The 18,573-nt window shown below is 67.6% G+C and carries 14 protein-coding genes; 3 read left to right on the top strand and 11 right to left on the bottom strand.

Features of this window, described 5'->3' with window-relative positions; all coding sequences use genetic code 11:
- Positions 1–49: 49 nt before the first annotated feature.
- Positions 50–931 (bottom strand): non-homologous end-joining DNA ligase, encoded by an 882-nt coding sequence (gene ligD / locus ABZX85_RS02140; RefSeq protein ID WP_355861702.1) that lies wholly within the window; start codon positions 929–931, stop codon positions 50–52.
- A 52-nt stretch (positions 932–983) separates the two neighbouring features.
- Between ligD and ABZX85_RS02135 the strand changes: the two genes are divergently transcribed.
- Positions 984–1,931: a Ku protein gene (locus ABZX85_RS02135; RefSeq protein WP_355861700.1), complete on the top strand. Its 948-nt coding sequence runs from the start codon at positions 984–986 to the stop codon at positions 1,929–1,931.
- A 317-nt stretch (positions 1,932–2,248) separates the two neighbouring features.
- On the opposite strand, the gene ABZX85_RS02130 is transcribed toward ABZX85_RS02135, so the two are convergent.
- The 3 genes from ABZX85_RS02130 to brxD all read right to left on the bottom strand — a co-directional run bounded on the left by ABZX85_RS02130 (position 2,249) and on the right by brxD (position 6,394).
- Positions 2,249–2,695 carry a hypothetical protein gene (locus ABZX85_RS02130; protein ID WP_355861698.1) on the bottom strand — a complete coding sequence of 149 codons (447 nt, stop codon included), beginning with the start codon at positions 2,693–2,695 and terminating at the stop codon, positions 2,249–2,251.
- 232 nt (positions 2,696–2,927) lie between these two features.
- Positions 2,928–5,063, bottom strand: a complete 2,136-nt coding sequence (locus ABZX85_RS02125) for a DEAD/DEAH box helicase (protein WP_355861696.1) — start codon at positions 5,061–5,063, stop codon at positions 2,928–2,930.
- Entirely contained in the window at positions 5,060–6,394 is a 1,335-nt protein-coding gene (gene brxD / locus ABZX85_RS02120; RefSeq protein ID WP_355861694.1) for a BREX system ATP-binding protein BrxD, read from the bottom strand. The genes ABZX85_RS02125 and brxD overlap by 4 nt, the downstream gene beginning before the upstream one ends.
- Positions 6,395–6,562: 168 nt before the next feature.
- Here brxD and ABZX85_RS02115 point away from each other — a divergent pair, with 168 nt between their 5' ends.
- Both ABZX85_RS02115 and ABZX85_RS02110 read left to right on the top strand, forming a co-directional pair.
- Positions 6,563–8,380, top strand: a complete 1,818-nt coding sequence (locus tag ABZX85_RS02115) for a DUF262 domain-containing protein (RefSeq protein ID WP_355861692.1) — start codon at positions 6,563–6,565, stop codon at positions 8,378–8,380.
- Between the two features lie 7 nt (positions 8,381–8,387).
- Positions 8,388–9,440, top strand: a complete 1,053-nt coding sequence (locus ABZX85_RS02110) for a CBS domain-containing protein (protein ID WP_355861690.1) — start codon at positions 8,388–8,390, stop codon at positions 9,438–9,440.
- A 40-nt stretch (positions 9,441–9,480) separates the two neighbouring features.
- On the opposite strand, the gene pglZ is transcribed toward ABZX85_RS02110, so the two are convergent.
- The 7 genes from pglZ to ABZX85_RS02075 all read right to left on the bottom strand — a co-directional run.
- Positions 9,481–12,378, bottom strand: a complete 2,898-nt coding sequence (gene pglZ, locus ABZX85_RS02105; protein ID WP_355861688.1) for a BREX-2 system phosphatase PglZ — start codon at positions 12,376–12,378, stop codon at positions 9,481–9,483.
- The gene (locus tag ABZX85_RS02100; protein WP_355861686.1) at positions 12,375–16,277 is read right to left on the bottom strand and encodes a phage resistance protein; all 3,903 of its coding nucleotides are present in this window, start codon (positions 16,275–16,277) and stop codon (positions 12,375–12,377) included. The genes pglZ and ABZX85_RS02100 overlap by 4 nt, the downstream gene beginning before the upstream one ends.
- Before the next feature lie 189 nt (positions 16,278–16,466).
- Positions 16,467–16,853 (bottom strand): toxin-antitoxin system, toxin component, PIN family protein, encoded by a 387-nt coding sequence (locus ABZX85_RS02095; RefSeq protein WP_355861684.1) that lies wholly within the window; start codon positions 16,851–16,853, stop codon positions 16,467–16,469.
- Positions 16,843–17,499 carry a DUF433 domain-containing protein gene (locus ABZX85_RS02090; protein ID WP_355861682.1) on the bottom strand — a complete coding sequence of 219 codons (657 nt, stop codon included), beginning with the start codon at positions 17,497–17,499 and terminating at the stop codon, positions 16,843–16,845. Before ABZX85_RS02090 ends, ABZX85_RS02095 begins: the two co-directional genes overlap by 11 nt.
- A gap of 128 nt (positions 17,500–17,627) precedes the next feature.
- The gene (locus tag ABZX85_RS02085; RefSeq protein ID WP_355861679.1) at positions 17,628–17,831 is read right to left on the bottom strand and encodes a DUF397 domain-containing protein; all 204 of its coding nucleotides are present in this window, start codon (positions 17,829–17,831) and stop codon (positions 17,628–17,630) included.
- A 66-nt stretch (positions 17,832–17,897) separates the two neighbouring features.
- A complete protein-coding gene (locus ABZX85_RS02080; protein ID WP_355861677.1) occupies positions 17,898–18,101 on the bottom strand; it encodes a DUF397 domain-containing protein in 204 nt (67 codons plus the stop codon).
- Positions 18,098–18,573, bottom strand: a 476-nt coding sequence (locus ABZX85_RS02075) for a DUF5753 domain-containing protein (RefSeq protein WP_355861675.1), incomplete at its 5' end; no start/stop codon positions are given. The genes ABZX85_RS02080 and ABZX85_RS02075, both read right to left, overlap by 4 nt.

Genomic DNA, 18,573 nt, shown 5'->3' with positions numbered 1-18,573 from the left:
GTACCTGAGCGGTACGACTCGGGGCCCTGGCCGTCGTACGGCTCAGGAGCTACCCCTGAGGTAGCCGTCCCGCCCGGTCCGCCTCGAACAGTGGCGCGAGCAGGTCCCCGTACTTCTGGATGCGGGGTACGACGTCCCCCGCGCGGAACACGAGGCCGTCCCGGCACTCCGCGATCTCCTCCCACCGCACCGGCGTGGAAGCCGTGGCCTCCGGGCGGGCGCGGAGGGTGTAGGGGGTGGCGGTCGTCTTGCGGGCGGCGTTCTGGCTCCAGTCGAGGAAGACCTTGCCGGGGCGCAGGCCCCGGTTCATGCGGTGGACGACGAGAGCGGGCAGCGCCGTCTCCGCCTCGACGGCGAGCCGCCTGGCGTACTCGCTCACCTGTTCGGGTGACGCGTCGCGGACCGGCGCGAGGAGGTGCAGCCCCTTCGCGCCGGACGTCTTCACGAACGCCTCGATCCCGTCCGCCGCGAGCCGCTCCCGCAGCCACAGCGCGACCCGGCAGCACTCGGCGACGCCGGCGGGCGGGCCGGGGTCGAGGTCGAGGACGAGGCGGTCGGCGTGGTCGGGGTGGGTGAGCGTCCACTGGTGGGTGTGGAACTCGGCGACCAGGTTGGCCGCCCACATCAGGCTCGCGAGATCCTGTACGACGACCATCCGCGCGACCCCGTCCGACCGTGTGACCTGCGCTTTCGTGACCCACTCGGGGGTGCCGGGCGGCACGTTCTTGGTGAAGAAGACCTGGCCGTCGGGCCCGTCCGGATAGCGCAGGAACGACACGGCCCGGTCCCGCAGGTGCGGCAGCAGGACGTCCGCGACGGTCGCGTAGTAGTGCAGCACCTCCCCCTTGGTGAACCCGTCCGCCGGGTACAGCACCTTCTCCAGATTGCTGAGCGCGAGCCGCCGCCCGTCCACGGAGATGATAGGCGTCATACGATAAGAATCACGCAAAACGGTGACTATCGGGATGGAAGGGACGTCAACCGTGCGATCCATATGGAACGGCGCCATCTCCTTCGGTTTGGTCAGCATCCCGATCAAGCTGGTCAACGCCACCGAGAGCCACTCCGTCTCCTTCCGGCAGATCCACACCGAGGACGGCGGCCGTATCCGCTACCGCAAGGTCTGTGAGCTGGAGGACCGTGAGGTCGCGACGGCGGAGATCGGCAAGGGGTACGAGGAGGCCGACGGCACGATCGTCCCCATCACCGACGACGACCTCTCCCACCTGCCCCTCCCCACCGCCCGCACCATCGAGATCGTCGCCTTCGTCCCGGCCGACCGGATCGACCCCCTTCAGATGGACACGGCGTACTACCTCGCGGCGGCCGGCGTCCCCGCGGCGAAGCCGTACACGCTCCTTCGCGAGGCCCTGAAGCGCAGCAACAGAGTCGCCGTCGCGAAATACGCCCTCCGTGGCCGCGAACGCCTCGGCATGCTCCGCGTGGTCGGTGACGCGATAGCGATGCACGGCCTCCTCTGGCCGGACGAGGTCCGCGTCCCCGAAGGCGTCGCCCCCGAGACAGAAGTCACCATCCGCCCCGAGGAGTTGGACCTCGCGGACGTTTTGATGGACACGCTGGGCGAGGTCGACCTCTCCGACCTCCACGACGAATACCGGGAGGCGCTGGAGGAGTTGATCGCCACAAAGTCCTCCGGCGAGACCCCCACCGAGACCCCCGCGGCCCCCTCCTCCGCCAAGGTCCTCGACCTCATGGCGGCACTGGAGAAGAGCGTGAACGCGGCGAAGGCGTCGAGGGGAGAGGAGGCGGGGACGGAGGCGGAGGCGGACGCGGAGGTCAAGCAACTCCCGGCCCGCAGAAGGACATCGGCGAAGAAGGCGACGCCCGCGAAGGCAGCGCCCCCGAAGACGGCGGCAGCGAAGAAGGCGGCACCCGCGAAGAAGACGACGCCCCGGAAGCGGCCGGCGTGATCAACGGAGGGTCACTTCGGGCTACCCCTCCCGAACGACCACCCCTCCTGAGCGGCCCCCTCTCGAGCGGCCCCCCTCCCGAGGGGATCACCCCCCACCCCCCTCCCCACCGGAAACCTTCCTACGCCCCCACGCCAGACACCCCCACCGGGCCACACCCCCCACCCCCAACGACACGATCACCGCACCCCAGTCGATGACATGCGGCAACCCCGGGAAGAACGCGAAGAAGACGAGCCCCACCACAACTCCCGCGACAAAGCCCGCCACTCCGACCCGCCGCAACCAGCCCTCCTGCCCCTCGCCCACAACACCCCTCACTTCGTCACGTGATGACACTGACTCACCCTCCGCACCCCGCTGACATACAGATGCGCGCACGCTTTGCCATAACGCGGCAGTGTCTGAGGGGAGTTGTTCCGCATAGGGTCGATCTTGCACTCACTGTGCGTCACACCGCGTGACGTCCGATAAACCTTGTTGTTCGTGTCGGAGTACGTGAAGTCGATCCGCCAGTTGCAGAACCCACTGCTGAGCGCCGCCACGAACGCACAGTCCACCCCGGCGTTCTGGTACGTGATTCTCCGCCCGCTCCCCTTGATCGCATGCGTGAACATGCACCCCGTCGGCACCTTCACGGTCATCCCGCCGACGCTGTACTCGAACGTCCGCACCGGAGTCGCCCCAACGGCAGTGGCATGCGCCGACCCCGGCATGCCCAACGCGATCGCACCCCCTGCGGCGATCCCGGCGACGATCCGCATCACACGCTTCCTTGCCACTACATCCCTCCAACCGAATATTCCACCCGCATTTCCCGAGCAGTCACCTGGACAACCCCGACAGGCTGAGCCAGTTACCCGAACGGCACTGAAGTCACTGAACCGAGTGAGCGCGGACCCATCAACGACGTCTCGCCCTAGGGGAGTTCAGAAGTTGACAGAACCACGCCGCCCGCTGACGGCGAGGCGCGCGGCAGCGCGCGGCCTGTCCGGATCAGTCGGCGCAGTTCGTGAATCTGACGGATTGTCCGAGTGCAGCCGTAGCACCGTGCAGGTCTGCCAAGCGAGCAGCGAGTGTCGCCTCGGCCAGACGGTGAGGCAGAGCCACACCGAATTTCAGCCCACCGAGGGCGCGGGGATTGACCATTGGCAAAGAGAGGTGCTCCTGCGCATCAGAGACTGCCTTCCCCCACTCCTGAGGAGTCACGTCCTCCCGTAGCCGCACGTACGTGTCTGTGGGGCGTTGCAGAGGGTCGGCGATCGAGGTGAGCGACGCGGCCAGCGTGGTATTAGCGCGCTGCCCCGCCCACGTCCACCACCTCACATTGGTGTCGCGTCCGCCGCGGACGATGACGTTGCCTTCGTGCCACACCAGTTCGGAGCTGGCCGCGCGTACCTGAGTGAGCATGCTTTCCGCGCGCCGCGTACACCGGACCGGAGGCGTGGCGCCGAGCAGGACCTCGCGTGCGGCCCGACTGAGTTCGTAGGAGGCCGTTCGGGCGACGCCGAAGCCACCCCACCGGGCCCGGCCACCCCTCTCGACGGACTCCACGAAACAGCGGCGGCGAGACCAGTCGATGTAGGTCACCTGCCAACTGCGTCCGGCGAGCAACAGCCGACGCGGTCCCACGACCTCGTCCGTGAGGAGAGCCGGATCCGTGGTGCCGATCTCCGTCCGGCCCGACAGCACAGTGAACTCTGGAGCGGCGGTGAACACGGCGGTCAGATCCATGAAGTGCCGGTATCCGAAGCGCTGTTCGGCTTCGGGGCCGATGAACAGCATTCCGTTGTCCCGGTCCAGGTAACCCTCGGTGACGAGGTGGCGCACTACCGGTTCGGCGGGGTGGCCGAACGGACCGAGCCCTCCCCACCACTCCTGCCACAGGTGCTCGCCCACCTGATGTTCCTGCAGACAGAGCGCCAGCACTTGTTGAGCGACGATGTGCCGGGGTTCCGGAGGAGCGACGACCGGTTCGACCCAGCCACGCGACCACAGGAGAAGGAGCGCGGCGGCCGACAGCAGACCGGCGTCGTCCGTGGTGAGGAACAGACAGTTGCGCTCAGAGCCCGGCCGTCGACCTGTTCGCCCGAGTCGCTGCAGGAAGGAGGCGACAGTGCCCGGAGCGTCGATCTGGATCACTCTGTCGAGATCACCGACGTCGATGCCCAGTTCCAGCGTGCTCGTGGAAACGATCACACAGTCGCGTGCCTCCGCGAAAGCTTCTTCTGCCCGGCGCCGCTCGTCCATGGACAGGGACGCGTGGGAAAGGAATGTCGTGATGCCCTTGACGCGTAGTGCCGAACCCAATTCCTCGACCTGCTTGCGCGATTCGCAGAACACCAGCCGCTTCTCACCCCTGTGGAGCGCGGCGATCACGGTCGCGGCATTGGCGAGGGAGCCCACGTAGTCGAGCTGAATGTCACCGGGAGGAGGAAGTTCCGGGGTCTTCTCACGGAGGTGGGGAGCGACCACCCGCGCTTCACGCCGTCCGGCCGCTGAACCCTGCAGCCACGTCAGCAACTCATCGGGATTGCCGACGGTCGCGGACAGCCCCACCCGCTGGACCGCCTGTCCGGCCACCCGCTCCAGCCGCTCGAGCACAGCCAGCAGATGCCACCCCCGGTCGTCACCGGCGAACGCGTGCACTTCGTCCACGACGATCGCACGCAACCCGGAGAAGAACGCGCGATGATCCACGTTCGCGCTGACCAGCATCGCCTCGAGAGACTCGGGCGTGGTCAGCAGGACATCGGGCCGCTCACGGAGGATCCGCTTGCGGCGGACGGCTGTGACGTCGCCGTGCCAGAGAGCCGCTGTACGCCCGAGCCAGGAGGCGTACATCTCGAGGCGTGGCAGCAGGTTGTTCAGAAGCGCCTTGAGGGGGCAAACGTAGAGGATTGAGGTGCCGTCCCATTTCTCCTGGGCCATGCGGGACAGCAGGGGGAAGCACGCGGCCTCGGTCTTCCCGCCGGCGGTGGGAGCTAGCAGGATGGCGTCTGATCCTGCTGTGAGCGGTGCGATGGCCTCCGCCTGGAGCGGACGTAGACCGGGCCACCCGAGGGTGTTTACGACGTGATGGACCAACCCGGGATGAAGCTGTTCCAGAGGATCGGGCGTGCCTTCACTCACGGAAGGTCCAGGTCGATGTCGTCGGCATTCTCGGCCGCGGCGTTGCGCTCGACCTCGTTCAGTTCGGCCGCGTCGACCGTCAAAGCGTAGTCCTTGCGGGGATCGAAGTCCTCGAACTGATCGACCCGGTCCAGGACGTCACCGACGAGTTTCTTGAGGAACAGCCGGGGTGCGACCCCTACCTTGCCTCCGAGCGCTCCGCCGACGGCCTGGGCCAGATCCGCGACGTACGCATCGTCCACGACCTGCCTCACCCGCTCCGGGACAGCGGCACCGGTCGCGTACAGGTCCCGGATGGTCAGTCCCAGACCGATCAGCGAATCGAGAGTGAACCCGGGGAGCCGTAGCTGTACGGCACGAGGGTTGTCGAAGCGGGAGTCTGTGGTGAAGTCGGTCGCCAGCCGCTGGGCCAACGGTGCCAGCCGTTGGACGCCTTGGCGGCCGTCGTAGAACGCTGGAGTCCCCGTGATCAGCAGGTAGAGGCGGGGGAAGCGTCCGGAGTGCACCTCGTCGATGAGCTGACGCAGTGCGTTGAGTGCCTTGTCCCGTGCGTCGGAGCGGACCCGCTGCAGGGTCTCGACCTCGTCAAGGACGACGAGAAGGCCCTTGTGTCCGGAGTCGTGGAGGACGGTCAGCAACCCTTGGAGGAAGCCGAGAGCTCCGAAGTGGTCGAGGTCGCCGCGCACTCCGGCCGCCCTGCGGGCGGCGGCTGCCACATGAGGCTGACCACCCAGCCAGGCCATCACCGCCGAGGCGGTGGCTTCGTCCCTGCCGGCCAGTGCGGCGCGATAACCCCGCAACGCCGTCGCGAACGACGGTGCGTGCCGGGACACTTCAGCGAGCCGGGCCTCCATCAGCCGTTCGACCTCGCGGGGAAGCTCCTCCTCGGACGCTCCGGCCGCCAACGCGTCCTCCTCCAGTTCGTAGAACCAGGCGTCCACGACCGGCCGCAGCGCGCTGGGCGGAAAGCCGGGGGTGGTCAGCCGCTCGGTGAGGCGGCGGTAGACGGTCTCCAGCTTGTGCAGTGGCGTCTCGGTCTCCGAGACCTGGATCTCGGCCACAGCGAAGCCGCGCCGCTTGGCGCGCTCACCGAGCCAGCGCGCGAAGAACGTCTTGCCCGAGCCGTACTCGCCGCGTACCGCCTTGAACACGGATGCGCCCGAGGCCACGGCGTCGAGTTCCGCGTCGAGCGCGGCCTGGAACCGGTCCAGTCCGGTCGCCAGCAGGTCCAGCCCTCTTTCGGGTACGGCTCCCCGGCGCAACGCGTCGATCACGTCACGGCGCCGGGCCGCGCTGACGGGTCCGTTTCGACCGGGGCTGTCTTTGCTCACTTCGACAGTTTCCCATCAGACCGGACAGCCACGCTCCGCCGCAGGGAACCTGGTAGACGATCAGAGAATTACTCCTTGACGTCCCACAAGTGGATTGATGCAATTGTCTGTTCACCGCCGGTGACCGGTGGCGATTCACCGTTCGGACCTGACCCGGGAAGACACAGCGTGGCACTCGACAGCCTGAAACTCAGTGACGTTCTCGCGGACGTCGCTACCGGCACTCTGCAACTCCCCGATTTCCAGCGTGAATGGAAGTGGGACGACGAGCGCATCAGGGCGCTCATCGCGACCGTCACCCTCGACTACCCGCTCGGCGTGGTGATGGCTTTGCAGACCAACGGCACCTCCATCTTCCGGACGCGGACGTTGCGAGGCGCCGAGAGCGCGGAGAACCGGGTGCCCGACCTGCTTCTGCTGGATGGACAGCAGCGCATGACATCGCTGTTCCAGGCGCTTCACCGCGACAGTCCGGTGGAGACGGTGGACGCCCGCAACAAGCCGCTCAGCCGCTGGTACTACGTCGACATCGCCAAGGCCGTCGGATCACCGGCCGACCGTGACGAGGCCATCGTCTCCGTGCCCGAGGACCGGATTCTCAAGACCGGCTTCAACCGTAGGGACACCATCGACCTGAGCACTGTTGAGGGGGAGTGCGCGGCCGGGTACTTCCCGCTGCACTACGTCTTCGACATCCAGCGGGTGAACGCCTGGCACCAGGCGTTCGTGAGGGTCGACAACGCCAACTGGGACCGGTGGGGAGAGTTCCAGGAGCATGTCCTCGACCGCATGCGGTCCTTCCAGGTACCGATGATCAAACTTGCCGCCTCCACCACCATGGACGCCGTTTGCGCGGTCTTCGAGCGGGTTAACACCGGCGGTGTGCCGCTCAACGTCTTCGAATTGCTGACGGCCACCTACGCCGGCAACCGGGAGTACGTGGCCGCGAACGGCGACTACTACAAGCTGCCGGACGTCTGGTCCGACATCAAGAAGAAACTGACCTCCTCCTACCCGGTGTTCGGCCGCATGGAGGCCGGTGTCGAGGACGGACTGAGCAGCAGCGACTTCCTCCAGGCCGTCGCCCTGGTCCGTACCTGGGAACTCAAGCAGTCGAACCCCCGCAGCGCTGTGTCCTGCAAACGCCGTGACCTGCTGGACCTGCCGCTCGCCGACTTCGTCCGGCTGGCACCCCGAGTGGCCGAGGCGCTCGTGTGGGTGGGGACCTTCCTGGAGCGGCAGTGCATTGTGCGCGCCGCCGATCTGCCCTACCGCACCCAGCTCGTACCCCTGGCCGCCGTCCGGACCATCCTCGACGCGGGGACGGACACGGACATGGCCGACGAGCTGATCACCCGGTGGTACTGGTGCGGAGTGCTCGGCGAGATGTACGGAGGATCGACGGAGAGCCGCTTCACCCGTGACGTCGAGCAGCTCGTCGAGCGGTTGCAGGGCAACACCGAGGTGGTCCCCGACACGATCACCGAGGCGACGTTTGCCGAGGACCGGCTCGACACCCTCTCCACGCGCAACAGCGCCGCCTACAAGGGGATCTACGCGCTCCTGGTCAAGCAGGGAGCGGTGGACTGGTACTTCACCGAGGCACCGCTGAACGCCGCGCGTCTCGACGAGTACAGCGTCGACGTACGGCAGATCTTCCCCAAGGCGTGGATCGACAAGAACTGCCGTGAGTACAGCTCCAAGGCGAGCTCGATCGTCAACAAGACGCCGCTGTCGTTGCGGGCTTCGAAGAGCATGGCCGGATCACCCGGTGGATATCTGAAGACGCTGGCGCTCGAATCGGGTGTGCGTGCCGAGTGGTTCGACGACATCGTCGCCACTCACCTCGTCGACCCGGTCGCGCTGCACGCGCAGGACTTCGAGGCGTTCTACGTCAACCGGGCCAAGCAGTTGGTGGAGCTTGTGGTGTCCACCATGGGCAAGCGGACCGTCTTCCGCGGCGACTCCGACGCGAAGGGCTGGTAACACCGCCGTGTTCCTCACACCTTCCGAAGAAGAGCTGCTCGCGCTCAAAGGGCAGCGCATTCCGCTTGTAAAGCTGCTGACGTACTTCGGTGCCCGAGTGCGTGACACACCGGCCGAGTTGCACATCGACCAGATACTGAAGGACGCCGGTCTGGCGACCGAGCCGTACTTCGCCAGCTGCGCCAGGCATTCCGAGATCCACATCGTGGCGCGAGAAACCGTCGCCGAGCAGCAGTCCGAGGGAGCCGACGAGGAGCAGGAAGACGAGTCGGACCTGCCACCGGGCACGCTGCCGCAGCGACCCTTCACGATCGGCGACCTTCCGTGTGCCAACGAGGGTCTCGACTCCATCACGCCCGCCTCGAACCTCACCGCGGCGACGCATGCCATGTACACGAATAACTACTCCCAGATTCCGGTGCTGGAAGATCAGTACACGGTGGTCGGTGTCGTCACCTGGCATTCGGTGGCCAGGATGTACGGCACGGGCAAGGAGGCTGTCCTGGCCAACGCGATCGTGGCGGACCCTCCGATCGTGCACGCCCACGACAACTTCTTCGCGATGCTCGCCACCATCTGTGAGCACGGCTACGTGCTGGTCAGAGCCAACAGTGGCGCTATCAGCGGCATCGTCACGGCCGCGGACGTCACCGAGCGCTTCGACGCAACGGCATGGCCCTTCTTCATCGTCGGCGAGATCGAGCTCCGTCTGCGGAAATGCCTCGGAGCGAAGATCGGCGAGGACGCCATCCGAGACGTACAGCGCCACGACCAGAAGACGGGGAAGATCTCGGACCTGACGTTCGGACAGTACGTGAGGCTGCTCAACGGTGATCAGCGCGACAAGAACGGGCAGCGGCTGGAAGCGAGGTGCGCGGCGGCGAACCAGAACTGGCAGGCCCTCAACTGGACTGTCGCGAACCAGAGCCAGTTCGTCCATCAGCTTGACCGTGTGCGCAACATCCGCAACCAGATCGCGCACTTCGACACCGAGCCGCTGTCACCGCAGCGCTGCGAGGAACTGCGTCAGTTCGTCGGGCTGTTGCGTCAGTTGACCTGAGAGGGCGGGAGCCGGTCCCCTCGAAGCGACCGGCTCCCCGTCACCCCACCCCGAACTGATCCCGCAATCGCACGACATGCAGCCGCAACGTCCGCCCGTCCGGCAACGTCTCCAGCACCTGCACACCGTCATAGTTGAGCAACTGCCGCAGCACAGCCGCGAATCCATCGGCCGGACGACTGGCCGGCAGTCCGATGCGCTGCGCCAACGCGGTCACCGGCAGCGTTCCTCCCGCGTCCACCAAGGCCCGTACGGCCTTCTCCACCCGTGCCATGTCCGGCTTACGGGCGAGCAGTTGCACCTGATCCGCCATGACCTCGGACCTGAGCAGGGCCTCGACCAAGGCATCGTCCGGTGATACGGGGGTCGCGGAGAGCAGAGTCCCGTCCCCCGAGTCGGAGGGAACGAATGCCACGTCGAACAACGACTCGTGGCTCTTGGCGAGTTCCGTCTGGTTCTTGGACCGCTTGGGTGGTTTCTGGGGAGTCGGAGCGGGAAGCGGCACAGCGGCAGGAACCCATGGCGCCTGCGCCTGCGACGTCGCCGACCACCACGGCGGTTGCTGGCTCGCCAGCTCCCGCCAGCCGCTCGGCGGCCTCGCACCGAAAGGCAGGAAGGCCAGCACCGGAATTGCGAACTCCGCGAGCGCCGCTCCACCGTGATACCCCGCCCTGCGGGAGACATAGCGGGCATCGGCATCCCAGAGGGCGACGATCTCACTCTCCGGCTCGGGATCGAGGACACGCGGACCGCTCAGCGCGACCTCCTGCACGGCGAGCGGACCACCGGGCCCCCGGTGCCGGGCGGACCGTACATCCTGAGCGTCGACCCGCATCGCACGCCGATCCACGACATGGCCGTGGTCGCTGGTCAGGATCACCGCCCGACCCTGATCGGCGGCGGCACGCAGCAACGCCCGCAGCCCCCCTATGTCGGACAGCCGCCAGGCGCCGTCCCCGAGTTTCCGCTCGGAGGCCAGCCGGTCGTCCACGGTGTTGAGGACCACCGCGACATGTGTACGGTCACCGACGAGAGCGTCGTGCAGCTCGGTCCCGAACTGCTCACCACTGCTCTCGGATCGCAGGTCGTCCTTGTGGAAGACCGCTACGGCCTGGCCTCCCCAGAACCGGTGACCGGGGAACAGCCGCTTCTCGTCGGCCTGCGTCCCCTTCATCAACTGCGCGGCGAACAGCGAGGTCCGGGACACGGCGGTGACCGTGGGGAGCGCCGCCGCCATCGCGCGCCGTTGCGGCGCGTCCTTCGTTCCGGGCTGTGGGTCGTACTCGACCCAGTGGTCGCGCAGTTGCTCGCCCAGCTCGGCGGCGACGGCGGCGCTCATCCCGTCGAGGACGAGCAGCAGCACCCGGCGCTCCCCGGCCCGCACCACGGGGGCGACGATCTCAGGGAGGAACGTCTCCACGGTCAGCATCGAACCCGGACCACGATCACTCGCCGACCGCGCGGCCAGCACCCCGGCGAAGTGCCGGTCGATCGCGCGCCGGCGCTCATGTACCGAGGCGCACAAGGCGTCGTACGCGGACCGCAGCACCGCATCGGGATCACCCCCGGCCTTGATATGCTCCAGCGCCAGGTCCACCCAGCCCGTCTCGGCGATGTGACGGGTGACGGCGTCCGACACCGTGCCGGTCTCCACCGGCGGGTCGGTCGCGAGCCACCGTGCCAGCCGCTCGGCCATCCGCACGCGTCCGATACGGACGGTGTTGTCCGGGTCCCGGGCCAGCCGGTGTTCGCCGAGCGCCTCTACGGCGACTGTGGTCCGCTCGGCGTCGCCACTCAGCAGCGCCTCTCCGGCGGCCGTGAACCGTGCTTCAAGACCCGCCGCCAGCAAGGGACTTGTCCCCGCTGCCCGCTCCGCACCCAACTGACGCACCAGAGCCGCTGCCCGGTCCAGCACGAAACCGCTCAGCCGCCCGGCCTCCACCGCCTCGTCGCTCTCCGACCGTTCTGCCAGCAGCAGAGCGGAGACGAATTCCTCGCTCGCCCGTCCGAAAGCGGCGGCGAGCGCGTCCAGTTGCTCGCCTCGAGCCGGCGGCTCCTCCCCGAACCAGCGCTCGGCCCGCCCCCTGGACCGGTAGTCGTCCGCGTCGGCCTCGGCACCGGTGTGCCCCCACAGCGCGGCGCAGACCAGTCCGAACGCCACGGCGTCCGACCCGTGTTCCGCCATCACGAGCGCGAGCAGAGCCTGTCCGGCCCACCCCCCCTGCTCCTCCTCGCCGAGGAACCGTACGAGCCCGGCCCGCTCAGGCACCCGCAGTGCCAGGAGCCTCTCCGGTCCGCCGGATGCCAGGGACCAGCGCAGCAAGGTGTGGATGTCCAACTCATCGCCGACTTCGGCGGGTTCCGCGTCCGGAGCGTAGCGGCCGATCCCCAGCCTGCGCTGGGCGAGCGCGGTCAGCGCCTTCTGCCGGGTCAGGACACCGCGCGCCAGCTTCTGCCAGCCTCCGCGCGGCGGAGCCGCGTCCAGCAACGCCTCGGCCGCCCAGTTCTCCTCGAACAGCCGGTGGTCGCAGGCACCCGCACCGAACGACTCCCGTACGACGTCCCAGGCGTCGACGGCGTTGACCCGCTGCCGGTGCGCCTTGGCCAGCAGGTCGGGCCCGAGCTCCGCTTCCTCCCGGTCGGTCAGCACCACCAGTACGTCAGGACCGGCCGCCGACGGCTTCAGGTGCGCGAGGAGCAACTCGTACACACCGAGCGGGGACGGCGCGGCGGCCACCCTGGCCCGCCGGTGCTCACCCCACGACACCTCTTCGGGACCGTTCCAGGAAGGCGCCGCACGCAGCAGCACGACCCGTCGTTTGCCCGGCCCGAGACCCTGCTCCGACGCCAGGTACTGAGTGACGGTCGCGGCGTTGAGATGCGCCGCGCCGATGCCGCTTCCGGTGACCGACCCCGTCGTCGTTGTACTCACACTCATTCCACGACCCGCCAGGTGAACTCGATCGTCGCGTCGGGCTCGCTGGCCGCGAGTTCCGCCAGCTCGGCCCGCAACTCGGCCAGGGCCTGGGACGCCTTGGTCCGACCCCCGCCCTCCCGACGTGCCTTGCCGCTCTCAGAACCGGGGTGGGTCGAGGGGATCGGCGGCCGGCCGATGTCCGTGCCCAGACGCACCCCGTCGGGCTGGGTGAGGCGAGGCTGCTCCGGTGCGACAGGCGGTGCCGGGGGAGCCTGATTGCCCACGACGGCGACGATGGCCTGCCGCGCATCGGCCAGTGCGTCCTTGAGATCCTTGGTGCGCTGGTCGACCCGCGCCGCACCCCGCAGCTCCTCCAGCACCGCCTCACCCTCGGGCCCGTACTTGGGCGCGAGCTTGAGCATGTCCCAGGCGGCGGTCGCCAAGGCGGCGGCGACGGCCTCGGCTTGCTTGACCGATGCCCCGTATCGGCTGGTAGGCACCTCGCCGAGGTCGAAATCGGCGAACGCGGAGATGATCTGCTTGGCGGCGGCGGACCCACCCGCAGCCCCCCGGTCCAGGCCGCGCAACTCGTCCAGCAGGTCCCGAGACCGGCGGGCGATCGCCAGCCGACCGGACTCGTCGGTACCGTCCAGACCGAGCAGCGTCGCACGCTTCTCCAACTGCTCCACCAGATCGACGGCGTGCGGCTGGTACTCCCGGACCTGCTCGCTGATCCGTCGTGCGAACTGTCCGACCATCCGTCCTCGGCGCAATGTGGGCGGATTGGCACCGAAGATCTCCCAGAACCGCCGTCCCGCCTCCTCCCAGACCCGCTCCTCCGGCAGCGGCTGGGAGCGCAGCGCGTCCTGCGGCTTGATCGCCGAGAGCTCCGGGGACGGATCGAGCAGCGCTCCGGCCCGCATCCACACTCGGTCGTCCATCTCCGCGTACGACGCGATGACGAGGTTCGCTAGGAACGGCTCAAGACCCATCGGCACGGGTCGGTCGATCCACTCGTTCAGATGGACGACGCTCAGGTCGCCGATACCGGCTTCACTGCGCGCCTCGAGAGCGAAGTGCTCCGGCCAGCGGGCGGAGAGCCGGAAGTACGCCTCCTTCTGCTGGCCCAGGCCGAGCGGCGCGGCGATCCGCCGCATGAGTCCGCGCTCCTTGGCGGGGATCTCGGCCTGCCGGTCACTGGCTTCGGCGGCGGTCCGGATGTGCCCGAACACGGTCTTCGCGTCCGAGAGCTTGATGACGCTTCCTGTGCTGTCCGGGTCGAAGTCTGGGTGCGCGGGGAATTGGTAGGCCAGCAGCTTGCCCGCTGCGTTCCGTGCGGCGTCGTGCAGGGACTGTCCGATGGAGAAACGCAGGTCCGGTACGTCGGGCAGTGGTTCCAGGTGTTCGTTGAAGTCCGGGTTGACGTCACCGGGCTTCTTCGCCGCGAGTCCGTACGCCTGCTTGAAGGCCGCCTTCACGGTTTTACTTAGCGCTTCATGTTGGTTTTCCAGCAGTGCCTTGGCCCGCGCCCGGTTGTCGGCGTTGAGGTGCTGGGCGTAGCTGGTGTCGAAACGCCGCTGGTCGGCGAGGGCGTAGTGGATGACGACGAGCCGCTGGAAGTCCTGGAACCGTGCGGCGGAGAGGTGGGTGGGGATCCACCCGACGGTCCGGGGACGAGCTCCGGGAAGGTCGCGGAATCCGGCCAGACGGTTGGCGTTGTCGCGGGGACCGTACTCGCCCTCTTCGTACGGCAGGGCGACGATCATCCTCCACAGCCCCTCCTGGCTGGGAGCGAACTCGTGGTCCTGCAGGTCGTCGCTGTCCGCGATGCTGCCGAAGACGACCTCCACCGTGCGGTGCGAGCCACGCCACACGAACTTCAGCTCGTCGGCCGTGAGCCGCTCCTGGAGGTCGAGGCCCAGCTCCTCGGCCAGCAGCCGCTTGGCGAGAGCACGACGGTTGGAACGGCTGTTGTTGACGTTGGCGTTGGCGAGGACGGAGTCCACGTCCACACCGGCCAGTTCGAGCCGTACACCGGGGTTGGCCTTGGTACCCGTGGGCTTGATCTCCGGGAACCGTGCCGCCCACTCGTCGACCTTCGACTGGATCACCCCGACCTCGGCGCCGGGGATGGGGGAGACGACCGAGCCGTGGTTGAGCGCGGCGAGTCGCCGGATCGTCAGGTCCCGCAGCGCGGGAACGCTCGGAGCCAGCGCGGACAGCAGGAGCGTGCACATCAGCCGGTTGTCACCGACGAACGCCTTGCACCGCTGACGGAGCCCCTGGTCGGTGATGGTTTCGGGACGGCGGCGGTAGCGCTCGATGTCCTCCTCGGTCACGTCGTACATCGCGAGGAGGTAGGGCCGCAGCTTGGTGTTGTACAGCTTGTCCGCGACCTGGAACTCCACCTTCAGACGGTCGACGAAGGGTCTGTCGCCGCCGTCCGCGATGACCGGGTACAGGTCGCCGAGTGGGATGAGCTGCTCCAGCGTCGCGTCGTCGCGGTGGTCGGCGAGGAGCTGGCCCATCAGCTTCAGACCCGTACGGGAGCGCTGCAGCGCCGAGGAGATGTGGACCAGGGTGTCCATGAAGGCGGGGGAGAAGGGGTACGTCAGCCGGAACGACGCCTCGTCGGCACCGGTCGTCCCCTCCTCGGACCCCAGCAGGACGTCCCACACCTGCGGCCCGACCCGCTTGATCTTCTTGAACGCCTCGTCCAGCTTGGCGGCGGCCTCCGTGTCCTTCGGCTTCAGGAGACGTGCGTGCGCGATCTGCGGGAGGTTTCTGTCCTCCAGGGTGATCTGGTCGAAGCGCCCGGAGGCCAGGTTGAGGCTGTCCTGAATCGCCGTCTCGGCCGCTCCCGAGACCTCCTGGCCCACCAGCTCACGCAGGTCGCGCTGCCGGGCGATGAACGACACGATCGGGATGGCGCGACGCGAGTCGGAACCCTCCACGAAGTTGGTGATCTTGTCGGTCTCGCGGGAGATGAACTTCTGGTCATGGATGCGGTTCGCGAGCCAGAGGATCAGCTCGTCCAGGAATAGGATCAGTCCGTCGTACTTCAGCGACTTCGCGTGCTCGGCGATCACCGCCAGACCGGCGTCGAGCGAGATGAACCCGTGCTCGTCCTCGGCCGCGTTCTTCGCGAACCCCGGGAACCAGGTGCTGCTCGCGTCGTGCACCAGCTTGGCGCGCAGCTCGGCCGGGGTGGTCGGGTTGACGAGGTTCAGGTTCACCTCGCCGCCGTCCAGCTCCTCGGCGGCGAGAGCGGTCTCCAGGAGCGCCGGCGTCCAGGCGAAGGAGTCACCCCACTCGTCGCCCTCGACGGCGTCGGCCTCGTCGGACGCGGCCCCGGCTAGCCCCTCGATGAACTGATCGTCCCCCATGCGCTCCCGCAGCGCTTGGATGTCCGCGAAGAGGGAGTCGGTCCGGTAGACCTGCGGCGTGGACGCCTCCGGGCGCAGTGCCTTGACATGACTGACGTACCCACCGAGCACCCGCTGCTCCAGGGACTTCGCCCCGAGCATGTGGTACGGCACGAGCAGAAACCGCTTGCCCTCCGTGCTCAGCCACTCGTGCTTGGCCAGCACCGGGTCGAAGTCCGACCGGCCGCGGGCCGCCTCGTCCCCGTGCAGTAGCGCGTGCAGTACGGCCATGAAGTGCGACTTACCCGAACCGAACGAGCCGTGCAGGTACGCGGCCTTCGACGTCTGCCCGTCCAGCCCCGTCTTGATCAGGCTCAGCGCCTCGTCGAAGTTCTCGAGCAGGCGCTCGGTGACGACGTAGTCACGCAGCGCCCGCTCGGCGCCCTTACTGGTGACTGCCTCGGCGAGCTTCAGGACGAAGTCGGACGTGGAGATCGACGTCTTGATGTCGATGACATCGCGAAGAAGGGGGGCCGTGGCGGCGGTCGGGGCCATCTCTGTCTCGCGTCTCCCTCAGTCACTGCGTCTGCGTCTCTGCGGCGCGTGCGGTCTTTGGCGGGGCGGATGCGGGTCCGGGGCTACCTGGAAGCATCGTTCGCCGCCACGCACATGGCTACGGCCAGTCTCTGATCGTAACGTGAGGGGAGGGGTGGGGGTGGGGTGGTGTTGTTGGGCAGCCCTGGGTCAAGGCCAGGTGCGCTCGATGCGGTCCGCCCGGACGGCATACGCGGCGGGACCGCCGCGAGCTACAGCTGACTGAATACGGTGCTGGTTGGCATGCAGACGCTCGACCATGTCCATGGTCCGCAGTTGCTGGTTGTCGAGATAGAACAGGACGGCCGAACTCTCCCGGATCGGCTCGATCTCCCGGTCCCGGGTCTTGATCCGGCCGTCCTTGGAGAGGGGGACCCAGCCATGACCGAGACCGTGCCTGATCCAGTCCTCATCAGGAACATCCTGGGCATCGGTGGGAAATGCATCGGCGATACGGTGGACGACCCACCCCCGCTGCCTCAACTCCTCGGCGACTCTCCGGCCGAGATTCCGGTCGAGGAAGAACTCAGGCGACAAGGCGCACCACGGCTCGGCAGAGCTCTTCCACCTCTTCGATGGCCATGTCGTACTCGTAGGCGATGTCTTCGATCGACTCGCCCGCGTCCCACAGATCGGCTACGGCTCTTACGGGGACGCGGTTGGCCGCCACGACGGGAAGTCCATGGCCGAAGCGTGGGTCGATGACCACGGGAACGGACGCCGGGTACTGGCGGAGCCGGAGGCTGGAGGGAAACTCATCGCCGCTGTTCCAGGAGAGGTACCGCAGATAGTCCGCCACGACCTCATGGATAGGCGCCTGGCCATCACGGGCTCGGCGTAGGTCACCCAGACCGTGGTCGATGAAGATGTCGACCCCGTCCGTCGCGATGCGCTTCGACACCAGGCCGTACGGGGTGTTGAAGGCCCGACGTACGGCTGCCGCGGCTTCCCGGATCTCGGTCATCCGCAGGCCCAGTTCACGCAGAGAGCGCAGGACGTACGCCTCGGCGACCGCAACGAAGGGGACCGAGGGCTGGCTGCGCCGTGTGGGGGCGATGTGGTGGACCAACGGAGCGCCGGCGGCTTTTCCGTGCAGCCAGGTGTCCAGAGTGGACCGGGGGATCTGGAGGTACTGGGAGGTTTCGGTGGGGGTCAGCAGACCTTCACTGAATCTGTCGATCATGATCCTTGCCTCCCTTCGGTGGGGTGGGGTGCGCGTCTTGTGAGTGGTTCCCTGTTCAGCATGCCATCGGGTCTGGGGGAACGGAGGTTCACTCGACGGCGTGTGAGGGGGGCGAGGGCGGGGTGGGGTCAGCTCAGGTGGGTGATGAAGGTGCGCCAGGCGCGGGGGGTGAAGGTGAGGTGGGGGCCGGTGGGGGTTTTACTGTCGCGGATGGGGGTGAGGGCGGGGAGATTGGTAGCGACTTCTACGCAATCGCCCTGTCCGCCGCTATAGCTACTGCTGCGCCATATTGCGCCCGACAAGTCCGGTGTGCCGTGGCGTGTGTCGCTCATGCTCTGTGCTCCTTGGGGCGGCGTCGGATGATGGCGCGGGATTCCATGTGACGGTGGAATCGGAGGTCAGCTCAGGTGGGCGATGAAGTTGCGCCACGCGTGGGAGGCGAAGACGACTACAGGGCCGGTGGAGCGCTTGCTGTCGCGGACGGGGACGAGGTCGGGGAATTGGTTGACGACCTCGACGCAGTTCCCTTGCCCGCCGCTGTAGCTGCTGGCACGCCATACGGCATCCGCGAGAATGGGACGTATCGGGTGGTCCTGGGTCATGCTCTGTACTCCTTGGCGATGCGGCGGATCAGGGTGAGCGATTCCGTCGGCGGCAGTGCTGTAGTCCGGGCATCGTCGAAGAGGGCGCGGTAGTACGCGACTTCCGGTTCTTGCTCCATCCAGATATTGCCGGTCGGGGTCTCCGTCAACACGAGGTCCAGTGAAGCCACTTGGGGAAAGCTCAGCAGCAGGTACGGGCCGAACATACCTGAGTGCGCGCCACGCGAGAACGGCAGCACCTGGACGGTGACGTTGGGCCGCTCTGCCATAGTCGCGAGGTGTTCCAGCTGGGCGTGCATCACCGCGGGGCCGCCTACGTGCTGGCGGAGTACTCCTTCCGCCAGCACAGCCCAGAGCGACATGGGGTCCTCGTCGGTTAGCCGTCGCTGTCGAGCAAGTCGTACCTGGACGAACTGATCGACTTCATCGGCTGTCTTCCAGGCCCTTGAGGCCACCGTTACCGCTCGCGTAC

Source organism: Streptomyces sp. NPDC004539, assembly GCF_040610055.1.
Classification (GTDB): Bacteria; Actinomycetota; Actinomycetes; order Streptomycetales; family Streptomycetaceae; genus Streptomyces.
This window is presented reverse-complemented; position numbering and strand designations above follow the sequence as displayed.